The organism is Hymenobacter puniceus, from assembly GCF_014333525.1.
In the GTDB taxonomy this organism is placed as follows: domain Bacteria; phylum Bacteroidota; class Bacteroidia; order Cytophagales; family Hymenobacteraceae; genus Hymenobacter.
On record NZ_JACSCX010000002.1, the window covers coordinates 106,834 to 123,631 of the forward strand.

Annotated in this window: 16 protein-coding genes and 2 pseudogenes; 7 read left to right on the forward strand and 11 right to left on the reverse strand. The window is 59.5% G+C overall.

Annotated elements, in window-relative coordinates:
- Positions 1-34: 34 nt before the first annotated feature.
- A complete protein-coding gene (locus tag H8B14_RS05500; RefSeq protein ID WP_187314626.1) occupies positions 35-2,395 on the reverse strand; it encodes a M1 family metallopeptidase in 2,361 nt (786 codons plus the stop codon).
- A 203-nt stretch (positions 2,396-2,598) separates the two neighbouring features.
- Positions 2,599-3,201 (reverse strand): HupE/UreJ family protein, encoded by a 603-nt coding sequence (locus H8B14_RS05505; RefSeq protein WP_187314627.1) that lies wholly within the window; start codon positions 3,199-3,201, stop codon positions 2,599-2,601.
- A 569-nt stretch (positions 3,202-3,770) separates the two neighbouring features.
- Between H8B14_RS05505 and H8B14_RS05510 the strand changes: the two genes are divergently transcribed.
- The 3 genes from H8B14_RS05510 to H8B14_RS05520 all read left to right on the forward strand — a co-directional run bounded on the left by H8B14_RS05510 (position 3,771) and on the right by H8B14_RS05520 (position 5,384).
- Entirely contained in the window at positions 3,771-4,262 is a 492-nt protein-coding gene (locus tag H8B14_RS05510; RefSeq protein WP_187314628.1) for a hypothetical protein, read from the forward strand.
- Positions 4,263-4,313: 51 nt separating this feature from the next.
- Positions 4,314-4,868, forward strand: coding sequence for a hypothetical protein (locus H8B14_RS05515; protein ID WP_187314629.1), 555 nt, complete (start codon positions 4,314-4,316; stop codon positions 4,866-4,868).
- Between the two features lie 75 nt (positions 4,869-4,943).
- A complete protein-coding gene (locus H8B14_RS05520) occupies positions 4,944-5,384 on the forward strand; it encodes a hypothetical protein (RefSeq protein WP_187314630.1) in 441 nt (146 codons plus the stop codon).
- Positions 5,385-5,448: 64 nt separating this feature from the next.
- On the opposite strand, the gene clpB is transcribed toward H8B14_RS05520, so the two are convergent.
- The 4 genes from clpB to H8B14_RS05540 form a co-directional block, all read right to left on the reverse strand.
- A complete protein-coding gene (gene clpB / locus H8B14_RS05525) occupies positions 5,449-8,067 on the reverse strand; it encodes an ATP-dependent chaperone ClpB (protein WP_187314631.1) in 2,619 nt (872 codons plus the stop codon).
- A gap of 135 nt (positions 8,068-8,202) precedes the next feature.
- On the reverse strand, positions 8,203-8,793 hold the full coding sequence (locus tag H8B14_RS05530; protein ID WP_187314632.1) for a hypothetical protein: 591 nt from the start codon (positions 8,791-8,793) through the stop codon (positions 8,203-8,205).
- Positions 8,771-8,935 carry a hypothetical protein gene (locus tag H8B14_RS05535; protein WP_187314633.1) on the reverse strand — a complete coding sequence of 55 codons (165 nt, stop codon included), beginning with the start codon at positions 8,933-8,935 and terminating at the stop codon, positions 8,771-8,773. The genes H8B14_RS05530 and H8B14_RS05535 overlap by 23 nt, the downstream gene beginning before the upstream one ends.
- A 250-nt stretch (positions 8,936-9,185) precedes the next feature.
- The gene (locus tag H8B14_RS05540; protein ID WP_187314634.1) at positions 9,186-9,947 is read right to left on the reverse strand and encodes a hypothetical protein; all 762 of its coding nucleotides are present in this window, start codon (positions 9,945-9,947) and stop codon (positions 9,186-9,188) included.
- A gap of 192 nt (positions 9,948-10,139) precedes the next feature.
- Here H8B14_RS05540 and H8B14_RS05545 point away from each other — a divergent pair.
- Both H8B14_RS05545 and H8B14_RS05550 read left to right on the forward strand, forming a co-directional pair.
- A pseudogene (locus tag H8B14_RS05545) lies at positions 10,140-10,871 on the forward strand (IS5 family transposase); the annotation flags it as partial.
- A 49-nt stretch (positions 10,872-10,920) separates the two neighbouring features.
- A pseudogene (locus H8B14_RS05550) lies at positions 10,921-11,675 on the forward strand (IS5 family transposase).
- A 131-nt stretch (positions 11,676-11,806) separates the two neighbouring features.
- Here the strand turns inward: H8B14_RS05550 and H8B14_RS05555 are convergent.
- The 4 genes from H8B14_RS05555 to H8B14_RS05570 form a co-directional block, all read right to left on the reverse strand.
- The gene (locus H8B14_RS05555) at positions 11,807-12,271 is read right to left on the reverse strand and encodes a hypothetical protein (RefSeq protein ID WP_187314636.1); all 465 of its coding nucleotides are present in this window, start codon (positions 12,269-12,271) and stop codon (positions 11,807-11,809) included.
- A 49-nt stretch (positions 12,272-12,320) separates the two neighbouring features.
- Complete coding sequence (locus H8B14_RS05560) at positions 12,321-12,896, reverse strand: hypothetical protein (RefSeq protein WP_187314637.1); 576 nt, start codon at positions 12,894-12,896, stop codon at positions 12,321-12,323.
- A gap of 393 nt (positions 12,897-13,289) precedes the next feature.
- On the reverse strand, positions 13,290-13,691 hold the full coding sequence (locus H8B14_RS05565) for an NUDIX hydrolase (protein ID WP_187314638.1): 402 nt from the start codon (positions 13,689-13,691) through the stop codon (positions 13,290-13,292).
- A gap of 56 nt (positions 13,692-13,747) precedes the next feature.
- On the reverse strand, positions 13,748-14,695 hold the full coding sequence (locus tag H8B14_RS05570) for a 1-phosphofructokinase family hexose kinase (RefSeq protein WP_187314639.1): 948 nt from the start codon (positions 14,693-14,695) through the stop codon (positions 13,748-13,750).
- 273 nt (positions 14,696-14,968) lie between these two features.
- On the opposite strand from H8B14_RS05570, the gene H8B14_RS21025 reads away from it, so the two are divergent.
- Positions 14,969-15,100: a hypothetical protein gene (locus H8B14_RS21025; protein WP_261989915.1), complete on the forward strand. Its 132-nt coding sequence runs from the start codon at positions 14,969-14,971 to the stop codon at positions 15,098-15,100.
- A gap of 140 nt (positions 15,101-15,240) precedes the next feature.
- Entirely contained in the window at positions 15,241-15,789 is a 549-nt protein-coding gene (locus tag H8B14_RS05575; RefSeq protein WP_187314640.1) for a GreA/GreB family elongation factor, read from the forward strand.
- 55 nt (positions 15,790-15,844) lie between these two features.
- Here H8B14_RS05575 and H8B14_RS05580 read toward each other — a convergent pair whose 3' ends face one another.
- Entirely contained in the window at positions 15,845-16,777 is a 933-nt protein-coding gene (locus H8B14_RS05580; RefSeq protein WP_187314641.1) for a D-2-hydroxyacid dehydrogenase, read from the reverse strand.
- Between the last annotated feature and the right edge of the window lie 21 nt (positions 16,778-16,798).

The following is a 16,798-nucleotide window of genomic DNA, read 5'->3' on the forward strand; positions in this document are numbered from 1 at the left end:
TTTCGCTCAGATTCCTCCTTTGTTCAGATGACAGTTAGTTGGTGCCGCCGCCCGTGCTGCTGCCAGCTGGCTTCTGCTCCATCTTCTGCATGGAAGTCTGCTGCTGCATCGGGTTGGGCTGGGTGCGCTGCTGCTGCTCAAACAGCTCGAAGCGAGAAGGAGTTGCTTTCTGAGGCCAGGCGTTGTTGCTCAGGTCGATGTCGGCGGTTTCCAGGTTAGGGTCCAGCACGAAGCTCACTACCGGCTTTTCGGTGATGAATACCTTGGTTACCTCGGCGTTGTTTTTGCGCCAGATTTCGGCCGGAATCGTCATTTTCTCCTGCTTGCCATCCTGGTAGGTCATCTGCACAATTACGGGCATCGTGAGGCCGCCTACGTTTTTCAAACTCACCTCGTAGAAGTTCAGGCCAGCGTTTAGGCGCTGCTGCTGCTCGGGTGTGAGGCCTTTCACCATTTGCTGGTAGCGCTGCTTGTCGGCGTCGGTAGTGGCCAGCGGGTCGTAGGTGTTATAGAAGTCCTTCAGCTCCGGCTTCTCATCCACGAGGGTGCGCTTGATGTCCTGCAGGTTGCGCTGCTGAGACAATGTCTGCGGCGCCTGGTTGATCAGCTCCCGCTTGCGGGCGTTTTCGATTTCGGGATTCTTGGAGTCTACCGAGTACCACTTCACGCCCGTAATAGCTAGGTCGGACGCTTCGGTGGTGTAGAACCAGCCACGCCAGAACCAGTCGAGGTCGGTGCCGGAGGCGTCTTCCATGGTCCGGAAGAAGTCGGCGGGCGTGGGGTGCTTGTAGGCCCAGCGGCGCGCGTATTCCTTGAAAGCGTAGTCGAACAGCTCGCGGCCCAGAATCGTCTCGCGCAGGATGTTGAGGCCGGTAGCGGGCTTGGCGTAGGCGTTCGGCCCAAACTGCAGCACCGACTCCGAGTTGGTCATGATGGGCGTCTGCAGGTTTTTGCCGGTGCGCATGTAGTCCACAATGTTCTTGGGCTCGCCGCGGCGCGACGGGTAGTTCCGCTCCCATTCCTGTTCCGTCAGGTACTGCGTGAACGTGTTCAGGCCCTCGTCCATCCAGCTCCACTGGCGCTCATCGGAGTTGATAATCATCGGGAAGAAGTTGTGGCCCACTTCGTGGATAATCACCGAAATCATCCCGTATTTCCGCTCCGCTGAGTAGGTGCCGTCCTTCTCAGGGCGGCCACCGTTGAAGCACAGCATCGGGTACTCCATGCCGCCCACCGGGCCGTGTACCGAAATAGCCACCGGGTATTCGTAGTCGATGGTGTACTTGGAGTATGTTTTGATGGTGTGCGCCACCACTTCCGTCGAGTACTTGCCCCAGAGCGGGTTGCCCTCTTTGGGGTAGTAGCTCATGCACATCACCGGCTTGCCCTTCTGCATGATGCCCATGGCATCCCAGATGAACTTGCGCGAGCTGGCCCAGGCGAAGTCGCGCACGTCTTTGGCAGCGTAGGTCCAAGTTTTGGTGTTTTTGGCGCGGCCGGTTTCGGCCTTTTCGGCTTCCTGCTGGCTCACGATGAGCACCGGTGTTTTGGCACCTTTCGCTTTTTCGAGGCGCTGGCGCTGGGCGCTGGTCAGCACGTCGTTGGGGTTTTGCAGCACGCCGGTGGCGCCCACCACGTGGTCGGCGGGGGCGGTGATGCTCACGCGGTAGTCGCCGAAGGGCAGGGCAAACTCGCCGTTGCCAAGGAACTGCTTGTGCTGCCAGCCCTGGTTATCGGAGTACACGGCCATGCGCGGGTAGAACTGCGCAATTTCGTAGAGGTAGTTTTTGTCCTCGGGGAAATACTCGTAGCCGCTGCGCTGGTTGATTTTCAGTTGGTCGCTGATGTTGTAGCTCCACGCAATGCTGAACGTAACGGCCTGCTTGGGCCGCAGCGGCGTGGGCAGGTCCACGCGCATCATGGTGTGGTTGATGACATAGGGCAGCGCCTTGCCGCCTTTCATCTTCACCTCCGAAATCTTGAAACCACCCTCAAACTCACTGCGCTGCAGGTACTCCATTGCCTGGAATGGCATCCGGTCCTGAATCTGGCCGACCTGGGTGGCCGTCGTGATGGAGTTTTTGTCGAGGATGTTCTGGTCGAGCTGCACCCACAGGTAAGTCAGTACGTCGGGCGAGAGGTTGGTGTAGGTGATGTCCTCGGAGCCCGTAATGGCCTGCTTCTCATCATCGAGCTTTACCCGGATGTTGTAGTCGGCGCGCTGCTGCCAGTAGTCGGTGCCGGGGGCGCCGGATGCCGTGCGGTAGCTGTTGGGGGTGGGCAGCAGGGTTTCAAGCTGCGCAAATTTGTCGGTGCCCGAGTTGGTGTTTTGGGCCAGTGCCGGTGCGGCCAGCAGCAAGGCGAGGCCCGCCACCGGCAGGAAAGTTTTAAGCATAGTAGTCAAGCGCGGAAAAAAAGCAGAAAGCGAAGAAGGTAAATTTAAGCAAAAGCAATGGCAGATTGGGCAAGGACGCCAGCGGCCGGACAGTGTTGCATAAGGTGAGCTGGCGGGGTGGCGGATTGATGGGGTAGTGGATTGGTGGGTTGGCAAGGTGATGGGTTGGTAATGAATAACCCGCCACTCCACCAATGCACCATTTAGCCCACCAGCAGCACGCCCGCAATGCCCATGGCCGCCCCACTGACCACCAGCAGCCAGTCGCGCCGGCCTACACCAAAGCCGCGCAGCAGCAGCAGCCCCAGCAGCAGAATCAGACTCACAATCAGCAGTTGGCCCAGCTCTACACCCACATTGAAGGCCAGCAACTCCAGCACCGGGCGGCTCTGCTGGCCCAGCAGCTCGCGCAGGTAGCTGGAAAACCCTAGCCCGTGCACCAGCCCAAATACCATGGCCAGCAGGTTGGGCAAAGCCAGCACCACCGGCTCAGGCCGGCTCACTCGCGCCAGGCGGGGCTCGGTGCGGCGGGCGCGCATCAGGTTCACGATGCAGGTTAGCAGGATGGTTATCGGAATCAGTTTTTCAATCAGGGAAGGGCTATAGCCTACTACCTGCAGCGTGGCCAAGCCTAGCGTGAGCGAATGGCCCAGCGTGAAGCTCGTGACCAGGGCCAGCACCCGCCGCCAGTCGGCCAGCACATATGGCGCACACAGTGCCAGCAGGAACACCAGATGGTCGTAGGCCTGCAGGTTGAAAATGTGAAAGAACCCAAGTTGAAGGTAGGTCTGAAACAAGGACGCCATGCCGCAAAGCTACACGAGTAGCTGAATATGGGGAATTTGCAGCAGAAAGCAGTCCTGCCACCGCTGCTACAGCCTGATGGCAACGTAGTGGCGGTGGCAGGCTAGTAAGTGTGGTTGGGAAAATGGAACAAGAAATGAAGCAGGCAGAACAGCTTTGTCGAACACCTCCATCCCCGGCAGCGGGGGAATCCAGAAATGGAGGTGTCAGACGGCGGGGTAGGGAAAACTCAAGTGGTATAAATTATAATGAATTCAATAATACTTTGTAAATATATAAGGCATTATTAAACGGGCAATACGTAGAGGTAGAAATTTTGCTGTCTGGATTCATACGCCAGCAAGGCACGCTAGCAGCCGCACAGGTTTTGGCGGCCGTTGCTTGATGTAAAGGCTATGAGTGGGTAGCTGACGAATGCACTTGCCACGCCGGTTTGCGGGCGGCTCAAGCAGTTGTAAAGCACAGGAGGCCGCAAGCCGAAAGAAGATAATAGTTGTAGAAGAAAATAGGATTTCAGTGCGCCCCGTATGGTATATTGCGGCCTAGATTCTGTTTTATCATCGCTGCGTTTATGTTATTTCGAGTATTGTGCATCAGCGCACTGCTGCTGCCCTGCCTGGCGAAAGCTCAGGCCCCCATCAATCTGCCTTCCGAAACCTTCAAGCAACAGCTACGCAATCAGTACTTGCGCAACGATACCGCTCAAGCCATTATCAACCTATACAGCAAGCGCCAGGCAGGCGGGGCCAGCTGGATGGTGGGCGGCGCGCTGGCCGGGCTGCGGCTGGCTACCAGCGGCGGCCGCGAAATCACCAGTGGCCCGGGCTATACTGTTTCTCAGGAGGCACCGTCGGCCGGCGTAGTACTGCTGGCGTCGCTGCCGTTTTTAGGCTATGGTCTGGGCAAGTTGCTGCACTACAGCAATGGCCACCTTGCCACGCAGCTTACCGCGTACGGAGCCGGGCAGCCGCTACCTCGCAGCCTGCGCTGCAAGCTCAAGCCACGCTTCTTCAGTACGCCCATTATTGAGTATACGCCGGTTCCTGTTACGCCTGCCAAGTAAGCCTCTATGCGTTTTTTTCTCGCCTTACTGATACTATTGCTGGCCGATAGTATGGCAGGGTCTGCCCAGCAGACCTCGGCCGCCACGCCAGCGGCCAGCGCCCCCGTTGCCGCAGTACCGTCTGCTGCCGCTGCCTCAGATTCTGGCGCAGTGCTGCTATTCAACGGCTGGTATCTGCCCCGCTACGCCCCCAAAGCTGCCGAAGCCGATAGCACCGGGGCGCTGCTGAGCTTGTTTCGCAAGCGCCGCTATGCCGGCTGGCTATACACGCTGCCCTTCATGGCAGGTATGACGCTGGCGCTGCCCATTTCCTCTACCGACCGCTACGGCCAGACTTCCGTAGCCGATGAAGCCATTTCGCCGCCGCTGGGCATAGCCTTGCTAGCGGGTACGCTGGTAGGCTTCATCACGCACGCCACCAAATTCAATAAGGCCCATTTGGTGGCTGTAGACAAAGCTTACGCCGCCGGCAAACCCATTCCGGCCAAGTACCGCAGCCAGCTCAATGCCAGCCATTTTCAAGAAGCCGCTTACCTGCGTGAGGCTCTGCGCCAGCAGATGGAGCGGGAGCAGCTGCAGCGGCAGGCAGCTGGCGCTGCCAAATAATGCCTAAACCGACCGAGCGCGCACTTCGCATAGCTTAGAGCAGGTATACGCCCGTTTGTGCGGCGTCAGGCAGGCTTGGCCATCGAAACAAAGAGCAGTGCTGCTAAAGGATTCATTCTTCACTTACCTATTTCCCACATGATTGCACATGTACTTCGTACGGGCGTTTTCACTGGCTTATTAGCACTCAGCGCTTTTTCATCGTTTGCCCAAATCACTCCGGCAGATTCAACCAAGGCCGTACAACGCTTATTTGCCAAACGGCGCACCGGCAGCACCATACTAGCCTTCCCAGGGGGATATTTACTTGGCTATGGCGCCGTAGCTACTGCCCGAGGCATTGACGGAGCACCCATTACGCTGGGGCTCGGTGCAGTGCTGTCGGCCGTTGCTATTGCGAAAAACGCGCGGTTCAGCAAAGCAAAGGAAGAAGCCATCCTGAGTGCTTATCAACAAGGCAAACCTATTCCGAAGAATATCCGGCGACGCCTGAAAAAGAAAGATCTTAAGGCCTAGCCTCATCACACAAAAAGCCCCGCCGGTATAACGCCAGCGGGGCTTTTCACTTACTCCAAACATGTTACCCCACGGCGGGCATCTCCACATTGTTGAAGCGGATGCCGCCGTCTTCCAGCACGGCTTCCACCACGGCGTCCTTGCTCACGCGGCCCGAAAGAATGTCTTTCGACAGCTCGTTGAGCACCAGGCGTTGCATTACGCGCTTGAGCGGCCGGGCCCCGAAGGTGGGGTCGAAGCCCTGCTCGCCCAGGTGGTCGAGCACCTCGTCGGTGGCTTCCAGGCGGATGCCGGCTTCTTCCAGGCGCTGCTGAATTTGGCGGAACTGGATGTCCACGATTTTGCGGATTTCCTTGCGCTTAAGGGGCTGGAACATCACGATTTCGTCGATGCGGTTCAGGAACTCGGGGCGCATGTGCTGCTTGAGGCGCTCTACCACTTCCTCGCGGGTGCGGTCCACCACTTCGTCGTGGTTGTACTCGTTCAGCTCCTTGAAATTCTGCTGAATGATGTCGGCCCCGGTGTTCGAGGTCATGATGATGATGGTGTTCTTGAAGTTCGCCACCCGGCCTTTGTTGTCGGTGAGGCGGCCGTCGTCGAGCACCTGCAGCAGGATGTTGAACACGTCGGGGTGAGCCTTCTCGATTTCGTCGAGCAGCACCACCGAGTAGGGCTTGCGGCGCACGGCCTCGGTCAGCTGCCCGCCTTCGTCGTAGCCCACGTAGCCGGGAGGTGCCCCAATCAGGCGCGACACGGCGTGGCGCTCCTGAAACTCGCTCATGTCGATGCGCACCATGGCGTTTTCATCGTTGAACAGGTACTCGGCCAGGGCCTTGGCCAGCTCGGTTTTACCCACGCCGGTAGTGCCGAGGAATATGAACGAGCCGATGGGCCGCTTGGGGTCCTGCAACCCGGCCCGGGAGCGGCGCACGGCATCCGAAATGGCCATGATGGCCTCCGATTGGCCGGCCACGCGCTTGCCCAGTTCGGCTTCCAGGTTCAGCAGCTTCTCGCGGTCCGACTGCAGCATCTTGCTCACCGGAATGCCGGTCCACTTGGCCACCACGTCGGCAATGTCCTCCTGGGTCACCACTTCCTGCAGCATCGAGCCGCCTTCCTTGCCTTTGTCGGCTTCGGCCTGGGCTTGCAGCTCCTTTAGCTTGGCTTCGGCTTCCTGAATCTTGCCGTAGCGCAGCTCGGCCACGCGGCCATAGTCGCCCTGGCGCTCGGCCTGGTCGGCTTCCAGCTTGTAGCGCTCAATGTTCTCCTTCTCGGTCTGGATGCTGGTGAGGGCCGATTTCTCGTTTTCCCACTGCGCTTTCAGGTCGTCGCGGCGGGCCGAGAGGTCGGCAATGTCCTTGTTGAGCACGGCTTCCCGGTCGTGGTTTTCCTCGCGGCGGATGGCCTCGCGCTCAATTTCCAGCTGCATGATGCGGCGCTGCACCTCGTCGAGCTCCACGGGCATGGAGTTCAGCTCAATGCGCAGCTTGGCGGCGGCCTCGTCCATCAGGTCAATGGCCTTGTCGGGCAGAAACCGGTCGGTGATGTAGCGGCTGCTCAGCTCCACGGCGGCAATAACGGCGTCGTCGGTAATCCGCACGCCGTGGTGCAGCTCGTACTTCTCCTTGATGCCGCGCATGATGCTGATGGCGTCCTCCACGGTGGGCTCGTCCACCATCACGGCCTGGAAGCGGCGCTCCAGAGCCTTGTCCTTCTCAATGTACTTCTGGTACTCCTTGAGCGTGGTGGCCCCGATGGCGTGCAGCTCGCCGCGGGCCAGCGCTGGCTTGAGTAGGTTGGCCGCGTCCATGGCGCCCTCGCCGCCCGCGCCGGCCCCGATGAGGGTGTGCATCTCGTCAATGAACAGGATAATCTGCCCATCCGAGTCGGTCACTTCCTTGATGACGGCCTTGAGGCGCTCCTCAAACTCGCCTTTGTACTTAGCCCCGGCAATGAGCAGGCCCATGTCGAGGCTCATAATCACCTTGTCGCGCAGGTTTTCGGGCACGTCGCCGGCCACGATGCGCTGGGCCAGGCCCTCCACAATGGCGGTTTTGCCCACGCCCGGCTCGCCCAGCAGCACGGGATTGTTCTTGGTGCGCCGGCTCAGAATCTGGAGCACCCGGCGGATTTCCTCGTCGCGGCCAATTACCGGGTCCATCTTGCCGGTGCGCACCTGCTCATTGAGGTTGCGGGCGTAGCGATTGAGGCTCTGGTACTGATCCTCGGCCGACTGCGACGTGACCTTGCGGCCCCCGCGCAGCTCCAGAATGGCCGCTTTCAGGTCTTTCTCGTTGAAGCCGGCATCCTTCATCAGAGTAGCCACGGCGTCCTTGCCGCTGAGCAGCCCCAGCAGCAGGTGCTCCACCGACACGTACTCGTCCTGGAACTCCTTGAGGTAGCCGGTGGCGCGCTGCAGAGCGGCGGCGGTTTCGTTGGCGAGGTAGGGCGAGCCCCCGCTCACCTTGGGGTAGGCGGCCACCAGGGCGTCGAGGCGGGGCGTGAGGATGTTGAGGTTGGCCCCCAGCTTCTTGGCTACAAACGACAGCACGTTCTCGTCGCTCTGGAACAGACCTTTCAGCAGGTGGCCGGTTTCAATGGCCTGCTGCTGGTTGGCGCCGGCAATTTCGGTGGCCTTCTGCACGGCCTCCTGCGCCTTGATGGTATAGTTATTAAAGTTCATGGTTTGCTTTCGTCGTAGGGTGAGACTTCGCAGTGGAAGGTTCTACGAGGGGACTAGCAAACGGGGTGCGAGGATGGTTTTGCTGACTTTTTGGCTGAAATTTGAATTATGCGATGATTCTATTGTGTCAAAATTTCAGGATAGGCTGTTGTTATCCGGTTGATTTGGCTTGGCGGCCTCCATTGCTTCCGGCACGATGTACAGCTCCTGAAACATCTGCTCCACTTTGCCCAGTAGGTTGGGCTCCTGATTGGCACAGTTCTCCAGGAAATAGGCGCTAATGGCGGGCAGAACGTGGTGATTGAAATCTGCAGAATCAATAAAGGTGGCAACCGACTGAAAATACACCCGAAACCGTTTGGTTAACGCACGGCCCTCACCCGCCAGCGCTTCGCCAATAAAGCCAGCCGAAGCTAGCGGGTCGCGGCGGCAGATGTCGGCAAATACTCGCAAGCAAGTGCTCAGAATGCGAAAAGCGTCGCCGTCGTTTACCAGCAGCTTAAAGCGGTTGGGGGAGCCTTTGAGCGCCAGCGGATAGAATTTCAGTACGTAGACGTGGTGCTGATACTGCTCGGCCTCTACCGCATACCGCCGGTTCTTACGGGTGCGAAACGTGTAGTAATGCGTACAAACCAAAGGGCCGCCCTGCTGGGTCGGCCCTTTGCGATACGTAAACGGGTAGCCTTCTCCCGGCTGCCGTATTTCAGAGAAGGTAGGCGTAGGCATTGCGGCGAATCTTCTTCAGTTCTTCTGGCGAGAGGGTATCAAACTTGAACTGCTTAGCATATTCGCGGGCCTGGACCAGCCGCTGCTCTTTGGTGAGCTTGGTTGGTTCTGTTGGCGTTGGCTTGTTATCGGTGGCTCCCATGATGCAGTAAGGTTAAGTAGCTGTACTACTGCGAAGATATGACAAAAGGTTCAGCAGGTGGATTACTCAGGTAACCTTCTGCACGGCCTCCTGCGCCTTGATGGTATAATTAGTAAAGTTCATGGCTTGCTTTCGTCGTGGGGTGAGAATTTGCAGTGGAAGGTTCTACGAGGGAACTAGCAAACGGGGTGAGAGAGGGTTTTTGCTGACTTTGTGGCTTGGATAAATGATTCGATAGGATAATTATTAGTCAGAATGGCGTATTTGGGAAAAAATGATGGTACTCAAGTCGGACATAAAGGGTTGCTGTCACCGGCTGAGCTTCCAGAGTAGCAACTTGCCAGCGACGACTACGCAGGATACGACGGACTTCGGTATAGTAGCGGTGGATGGTGGGTAGAGGTGCAAACTGAAGCATTGGTCCAGTGCCTGTAGCGCACCGTTGCAGGCGTAGGTTGCTGAATTGCCCCCGGCTGTCTATATCAAAGCTGATAGCTACCTGCAACTCACGATTCTTCCTGAAGTCAGATTTATAGGAAAAATGCTGAATAAAAAGATCCTCTGCCTTTACTACGCCGGCCGGATGAGCATTACGAAATCCCTTACCGAGGCTGTTGAGACTATCGGCGCGCAGGGCTACACGCCGAACAACGCCCCGGCCAAACCTGGACTCAATGGCCGCAGTCATGCACTCGTTGTAGCAGGCAGTTTCGTGGGGAACAAAATCTCCTCCATTGGCAAAAATTGCAGTAATGCCGTACTGCCGCGCCAGAATTTCCTGGAAAGTAGAATTGTTGTCAATGGTACTGGATAGGATAGAATAATCCAGATGCAGCCTTCCGAGCGCTATTTCACGTTGCGCATTGGCTATGTATTCAGCACAAAGGCTCGCGTCGAGCGAGTCGCTAGTTACGCGCTGAATGCGACGGAATATTTCGTTATTATAAGACTGAGCTAAAGCAGGAATGAAAGGAGTTAGAAATAGCGAAAGGGAGAGTAGTAGATGCCTCATTAACTTAGGAAAGAAAATCTGTTAAAATAGTAGCGCGCAGCTACATTCGAAAGAAGAACTTGTTGGGAGTATATCTATTACCTCACCCAATTCGGATATGCGGAGCCACGAGCCGCAGCGTGTCGCTGAGGGCGTTCTTACTAGAGTGTGTGGACAGCAAGGGGCGTAGTTTTGCCTCATGCGTCGACATGAATTAACGGAACGCGAATGGAAGTTGGTGGAGCCGCACACGCTCGGTCGCCTGGGCACGGGGCGCGACAACCGCTTGTTCGTCAATGCCGTGCTCTACCGGGTGCGTACCGGCGTGGCCTGGCGCGACTTGCCCGAGCGGTTTGGGCCGTGGAACACAGTAGCCCGGCGCTTCCGCCGCTGGGCGCGGGCCGGCGTATGGGAAAGGCTGTTTCAGGCCGTGCAAGAGCCGGATTGCGCCTGGGTGCTGGTCGACTCGACTACGGCGAAGGCGCACAAAGCCGCGGCCGGGCAAAAAAAAGCACGCCCGCAGCCGAAGCCTTAGGCCGCTCGCGCGGCGGTTTTGGCACGAAGGTGCACGCAGTGGTCGACGCGTTGGGCAACTGCCTGCGCCTGGCGTTGACGCCGGGCGAGGCGGCCGACAGCCCGCAACTGCCGGGCCTGCTGGCGGCCTTGCCCGAGCCCCCCGGCGCGGTGGTGGCCGACAAAGCCTACGACACCAACCACGTGCTCGACACGCTGGCCCAGCACGAGGCCGAGGCGGTCATCCCCCCCAAAGCCAGCCGGCTCGACCAGCGCCGCTACGACGAAAACCTCTACGCCGACCGCAACAAAGTCGAGCGGTTTTTCGGCCGCCTTAAAGAAGCCCGCGGCTTTGCCACACGCTACGAGAAAACCGCCACCTCCTTTTTAGCCGTGGCCCATCTGCTCGCCGCACTCGATTGGATGCGCTAACTGTCCACACAGCCTAGGATGTGTTAACAGTAGGGGTTATATTTTAGGTATGCACTATTTGTTGACGGATGCGCAGTGGGCGCGGATTGCGCCGCTGCTGCCGGACCGGGAAGGCACGAAGGGCGGCCGCGGGCAGGACAACCGCCGCTTTGTGGAAGCGGTGCTCTGGCTGTTGCGCAACGGCTGCCGTTGGCGGGCCTTGCCGGCGGCGTGGGGCAACTGGCACACGACGTACACGCGCTTCCAGCGCTGGACCGCTTCCGGAGTGTGGGCCCGGGTGCTGGCCGCGGTGCAAGAAGACGATGCGCTGCACACGTTGCTGGTGGACTCGACCACGGTGCGGGCCCACCAGCACGCGAGCGGGGTGCGCAAAAAAACGGGCCGCAAGCCCGCGGGCGCAGCCGCGGCGGCTTGACGACCAAACTGCATGCCGTGACCGATGCCTGCGGCCGGCCCGTGCGCCTCAGCCTTACCGCCGGTCAGCGCCACGACGCCCCGCAGGCCTTGCTGCTGCTCGACGGATTCGCCCCAGCTTACCTCATTGCCGACCGCGGCTATGATTCCGACCCGCTCGTGGCCGGCTTGGCTGCCCGCGGCATCTGCGCCGTGATTCCGCCCCGGCGCAAGCGCCGCCACCCGCGCGCTTACGACCCCGCCCGCTACGCCCGGCGCCACCCCATCGAGCGGCTCTTCAGCCGCCTCAAGCAGTTTCGCCGCGTGGCCACCCGCTATGACAAATTGGACACGCATTTTTTGGCCTTTATTCACCTGGCCGCAACTGTCCTCTGGTTGCGTGACTGTTAACACTTCCTAGTAGTTTACAATATGGTGCCCAACGGTGGTTTTGCTGGCGCTTTACAACCGAAAAAGCATACGGAAACGCCCCACAGCCATCCAAGCTGCGGGGCGCTTATATAATCTATGGTGTAAATTTTCTACCCCACCTGCCGGCCCAAACCCACCCCAGCCCCCGCCGCCCGCCGGAATAGCAGCCCCGCTGCAACCCATAGCCCGGCAAAGACCGTGTTCAGTACAATCACCCACAGCACGCCCAGGTTCAGCTCGGGCTGCTTAATAAGCAGCGCCACGAACGGCACAGCAAACTGGGTGAAGGCCGCCGCCAGCATGGCTTTCATCATGCCCAGCGGCCGAAGCCGGGCCACCACGGCTCCGATGAAGCCCACGGCCAGCACCGCACCGTAGAGCAGGTTAACGGAGTTGTCTTCGCTGCCGATAAAGCCCACGGCCAGGTTGCCCCATACCAGCAGCAGGGAAGCGGCTGCCGCTACTCCGACGGCCAGCTTATACGCGCCGCTGCGGCCCCGGCTGGCTACCAGCAGAAACAGCAGCCCCACGCCCAGTAGCAGCAGGCCGGCAAGTACGAAAGGTGCAATGCTCATGCGGGTATTCGGTAGGGTGGAGGAGGTGACAAGTAGAAACTCCATCTGCTTAGGCCAGCCGCTGGGCCAAGGGGGCACTGGAGCCACCGGCGCGGCGGAACAGCAAACCCGAAACGGCCCACAGAGCGGCAAAAACCCCGTTGGCAACCAGTACATTCAGTTGATAGGCTGCAGGCTCCGCCGCTGCGCCCGTCGGTTTCCACACAAACAGGGCAATACCGGTAACCGCCACGTAGGTAAGGGCGGCGGCAAACATGGCGTTTGATGTGCCCAGGGGCCGGAAACGGGCCGCAATGGCTCCGCCAAGAGCTACCAGCAGCACCGCCCCGTAGAGCAGGTTGGTCGGATGGTCTTCGCTGCCCACCAGGCCTACGGCCGCGTTGGCCCACACTAGCAGCAGCCCGGCCACCACGCCTATACCGGCCGCCAGCCGGTAAGTGCCATTGTTGCCCATGCGGGCAATGAGCACGAACGTGGAGCCCGCCCCAAACAGCACCACGGCCCCAAACACAAAGTCGGAGAAAGTCCAGTTTACTTCGGCGGTGTACTGCATGGCCACCAGCGGAATCAATAGCAGCAGTCCGGTAACCAGCGCAACGAGCAGGAGGCTTTTTAGAAGTGTCATAATGCGGAACTGAAGGATTCAGAGAAACAGAAGAATGACTGTGGCAGAAAGAAAACGCAAACCGCTGCCTGGCAATTTGGGTCCGGGTGGCGGATAGTTGCCGGATAATCAGGCGCTAGCGGGAATAGTGCAAAGGATATAAAAGAACTTTGTATTTCAAAGTGTATGCCCAATATTTAATTTTGCTCTGCCAAAGAAATACCGGTGAACGGCTGATATAATGAATTATGGGAGCCTCTGCGGCTTGCTATGCTATGGGCATAGTTGTAAGCAACCGCTGTCAGCTGACGGCATTACGCGTCTCGCCAAGTGTAAGCCACGCTGGAACGGCGTTGAAAAAGTCCGGCATATATAGTCCGCGAAGGGCAGATGACTTATAGCTAGGGAGGGGGTTTACTCGGCCAGCTCGCCGTTCTTGTGTAGCCAGTCGAAGATCAACTGGTCCACGGCCGAAACCTGCGGGCGGTGGCGGTAGGTGAGCCAGACCACTTCCTCGATTTCAGCGGCGGGCTGCAGCTGGCCGGTGTAGGTGGCGGCGTAGAGCGTCATCTGCACCAGCACCTCGGGGGCGTGACCGTGGGCTGGGGCAGTAAATACGCCGCGCAACTGCAGGCTGGCCGGGTCCAGCAGTACCGTCAGCTCCTCCCGGATTTCGCGCAGCAGCGTGTCGGCATCGGTTTCGCCCGGCTCGCGCTTGCCGCCGGGCAGGTAGTATCGGTCTTTGCCTTGGCTGCGGGTGCTGAGTACGCGGCCGTCGTGCAGGTGCAGCCAGGCAATTTTGTCGATCAGGGGCATAAGGTGGCAAAGCAGCTGGCGTTGCTGATGACGCCCACATAGAGGATACGGTGAAATTAGGTGCTCTGTGCCAAGGGTTGCAACAGCCACTTGTAGAGCCGGTCTACATCGGGCTTGCGGAACAGCTCAGTGCCGGGATTCATGGTAGCTGCCGACCCGCAGGCCACGCCCAATCGGGCAGTTTCGCGCAGCGAAAGGCCGGTTGACAGCCCGTAGACCAGCCCCGCCACCATGCTGTCGCCGGCCCCTACAGTGCTGCGGCGCTTCACGGAAGGGGCAGGCACGTGGTCTACAGCCTCTTTCGTGACCACGCAGGCACCCTGCGGCCCCAGCGACACCACGACAATTTCTACCTTGCCTTCGCGCACCAGCTTTTGGGCTGCTTCAGCTACTGCCTCGTCGTCGAGCTCGTCTACGCCTGCCATTTTGCTTAGCTCACCCACATTCGGCTTGATGAGGAATACTCCTTCCTGAATAACCTGCTGCAGGGCAGGGCCCGAGGTATCCAGAATCACTTTTGTGCCCCTCGCCTTGGCATCCCGCACAATCTGCACGACAAAGTCTGGCTCCACACCGGGCGGCAAACTCCCGCTTACCACCAGATAGTCGGGCGTTTCGGGCAGGTTCTGCAGCGCCGCCCGCAGCTGCTGCTGCTCTTCGGGAGCTAGGGGCGTACCGGGCATGCCAAAGCGGTATTGCTGGCTGGTGAGGGCATCTACCACAATGAAATTCTCGCGGGTGCGGCTACCTGTTTCCACCGCTTGTTGCAACACGTGCTCGGCGGTCAGCAATTCCTGCAGCATGTGTCCGGTAGGTCCGCCCGCCGGAAATACGGCCACCGAATCGGCCCCCAGCCGCCGCAGCGCCCGGCTTACATTAATGCCGCCGCCGCCGGGCTCAAACTTAGGCGCCGCGCAGCGCAGCTTCTGGTCGGGCACGATGTGGTCGGCGGTGGTGCTTTTATCAACAGTTGGGTTCAGCGTGAGAGTGACGATACCAGCCATGAGCATAGAATGGGGTGCCAGCAACAGCACCAGGAAAAGAAAAGCAGCAACAAAGCGCCAGTAAGGTAGCAAGTGAAACAGCAGCTACAGCCCCGCAGGCACTACCAGTTGCAGCAGAACACAGTTGTACCGGTTGGCGCACCTGGAGGTTGTTGGGCACGGTGGTAGCGGAAGCCGCAAAGCAGCCGTAAAAATAAGGAATGGCCTGGCCTGTATATATAGTGGATATTTTGTATATTCTCATTGCCAGTACATTAACGCTGGTTTTGTGCGATGTTACTCAAGCAACGAGGTTTTGCTGCCCGCCTGAATCATCTGCCGTGGTGGGCCTACATTATGCTGATTCCGGCCTTCTATCTGTTTGGTTGGCTGCTACATCTGCTGGGCGTCATCCCAGGGCAGTAATGCTGCAAGCCAACTTCGGGAAGTGGTGGTGCTCTGCTTTCCGCAGGCATGGCTGATTTCCTGTGAGCACCGGGAGGCAGTTGCCTGTAGTGGTGTAGCATGTGGCTTAACCTGCAACGCTGGCTTGCGTTAGCGGAGCTATGAGCCGTGCATTCACCAAGGAAGACGATTCGCTGGAAGCCCCCATTGTGCCGCCACGGGCACCATTGCCGCCTGGCTCGGCCAACTACGTAACGCCCCGGGGGCTGGCGCTGCTCCGGGACGAACTCGCAGCACTGGAAGCTGCCCGCACCCGGGCCGAGGCCAACCGGGAGAATGAAGCTGACCGTACGCGCCTGCTCACGTTCTACAATGCTCAGCTTACGGCGCTCAACGCCCGCCTCGGCAGTGCCCGCCTGATAAACCCTCAAACCCAGCCACCGCTGGAAGTGCGGTTTGGAGCCACCGTTACGTTGCGTACCCGCAGTGGCCGGCAGCCTGGCGCAGAGCGGCGCTTCACCATTGTGGGCGTAGATGAGGCCGACGTAGCAGCCGGCCGGCTGGCATTTGTGGCGCCTATTGCCCGGGCAGTGCAGGGTGCCAAGCTCGGGCAGGTGCTAACGCTCCGGTTGGGGCCGCAGGAAGAAACCGTGGAAGTAACAGCCATTTCCTACGACAACGACGCATTAACAGAATCTGGCAGCCATTAGCAGTTCGCCTGTAGACTTGTGCCAAGAGCTGCATAGGTGTCGGGGCTTTTTGCTGTTAGTAGCCGCGTGCCAGCTGCACCAGGTTTTCCGGGGGGTGCTGCTGGTGCAGGCGCCGCAGGTTGTGTAGCAGGATTTCCACTTTGCCTTCGTCTTCGCGGGGCTGGCCGCCGCCGCTGTGCTGCGTGAGCAGCACATTCGGCAGGCGCCACAGCGGGTGGTCGGCGGGCAGAGGCTCCTGCGCGGTTACATCAAGCACCGCCCCGGCCAGGCGTCCGGTCTGCAGCGCCGCCAGGAGGGCGGCCTCATCGGTGGTGTTGCCACGCCCGATGCTGGCATACACGGCATGCGGCGGCAATGCCTGCACCATTTCAGCCGAGAAAAACTGGTCGGCGCTGCCGGGTAGGCAGTTGATTACGAGGTCGGTGGCGGGTAGCGCAGCCAGCAGGTCTTCGCGTGAGTGCAGCTGGGCCCGGGCGTCGGTGCGGGCCAGAAACCGGACGTGGCAGCGGAAGCCCGCCAGCTGCTCAGCCACAGCCTGGCCAATGGCGCCATTGCCCAGAATCACCACCTGCTTGTTGCGCAGTAAGCCCACCCGGCTGCGAATGGGCGCACCCACCCATTGCTGGCGACTCTGCAGCACGGCCAGCTCTGGAATAGCGCGGTACCAGCCCAGAATGCCCGCCACAATAGTCTCGGCACAGGGCCACGCGAAATAGTCGCCGACATTGGCCACCGGAAATGTCACCTGCAGATCCTGATACCGGTCGATACCGGCCGAATCAATCTGCCAGAACTGCAGCGCCGGCAAACCGGCTGCAAACCACTCCATCGGTGGATTGCCCAGCAGCAAGTCGGCGCGCTGAAACTGGGCTTGCTGCTGGGTCTCGGGCAGGTCTTGCCGGAACGTGGGTTGGACGCCCGCGGGTAGCTGCTGAAGCAGTAGCTGCCGGGCGGAATCGGTGAGCGTAGAATAAACAAAGAGCTGCATACCCTGCTTTTTCTCGTAATC

What these genes read in the sequence shown, in the direction of transcription:
- H8B14_RS05500 (WP_187314626.1), bottom strand. Translation starts at nt 2,395, where the DNA reads ATGCTTAAAACTTTCCTGCCGGTGGCGGGCCTCGCCTTGCTGCTGGCC.
- H8B14_RS05505 (WP_187314627.1), bottom strand. Translation starts at nt 3,201, where the DNA reads ATGGCGTCCTTGTTTCAGACCTACCTTCAACTTGGGTTCTTTCACATT.
- H8B14_RS05510 (WP_187314628.1), top strand. Translation starts at nt 3,771, where the DNA reads ATGTTATTTCGAGTATTGTGCATCAGCGCACTGCTGCTGCCCTGCCTG.
- H8B14_RS05515 (WP_187314629.1), top strand. Translation starts at nt 4,314, where the DNA reads ATGGCAGGGTCTGCCCAGCAGACCTCGGCCGCCACGCCAGCGGCCAGC.
- clpB (WP_187314631.1), bottom strand. Translation starts at nt 8,067, where the DNA reads ATGAACTTTAATAACTATACCATCAAGGCGCAGGAGGCCGTGCAGAAG.
- H8B14_RS05530 (WP_187314632.1), bottom strand. Translation starts at nt 8,793, where the DNA reads ATGCCTACGCCTACCTTCTCTGAAATACGGCAGCCGGGAGAAGGCTAC.
- H8B14_RS05535 (WP_187314633.1), bottom strand. Translation starts at nt 8,935, where the DNA reads ATGGGAGCCACCGATAACAAGCCAACGCCAACAGAACCAACCAAGCTC.
- H8B14_RS05540 (WP_187314634.1), bottom strand. Translation starts at nt 9,947, where the DNA reads ATGAGGCATCTACTACTCTCCCTTTCGCTATTTCTAACTCCTTTCATT.
- H8B14_RS05555 (WP_187314636.1), bottom strand. Translation starts at nt 12,271, where the DNA reads ATGAGCATTGCACCTTTCGTACTTGCCGGCCTGCTGCTACTGGGCGTG.
- H8B14_RS05560 (WP_187314637.1), bottom strand. Translation starts at nt 12,896, where the DNA reads ATGACACTTCTAAAAAGCCTCCTGCTCGTTGCGCTGGTTACCGGACTG.
- H8B14_RS05565 (WP_187314638.1), bottom strand. Translation starts at nt 13,691, where the DNA reads ATGCCCCTGATCGACAAAATTGCCTGGCTGCACCTGCACGACGGCCGC.
- H8B14_RS05570 (WP_187314639.1), bottom strand. Translation starts at nt 14,695, where the DNA reads ATGGCTGGTATCGTCACTCTCACGCTGAACCCAACTGTTGATAAAAGC.
- H8B14_RS21025 (WP_261989915.1), top strand. Translation starts at nt 14,969, where the DNA reads ATGTTACTCAAGCAACGAGGTTTTGCTGCCCGCCTGAATCATCTGCCG.
- H8B14_RS05575 (WP_187314640.1), top strand. Translation starts at nt 15,241, where the DNA reads ATGAGCCGTGCATTCACCAAGGAAGACGATTCGCTGGAAGCCCCCATT.
- H8B14_RS05580 (WP_187314641.1), bottom strand. Translation starts at nt 16,777, where the DNA reads ATGCAGCTCTTTGTTTATTCTACGCTCACCGATTCCGCCCGGCAGCTA.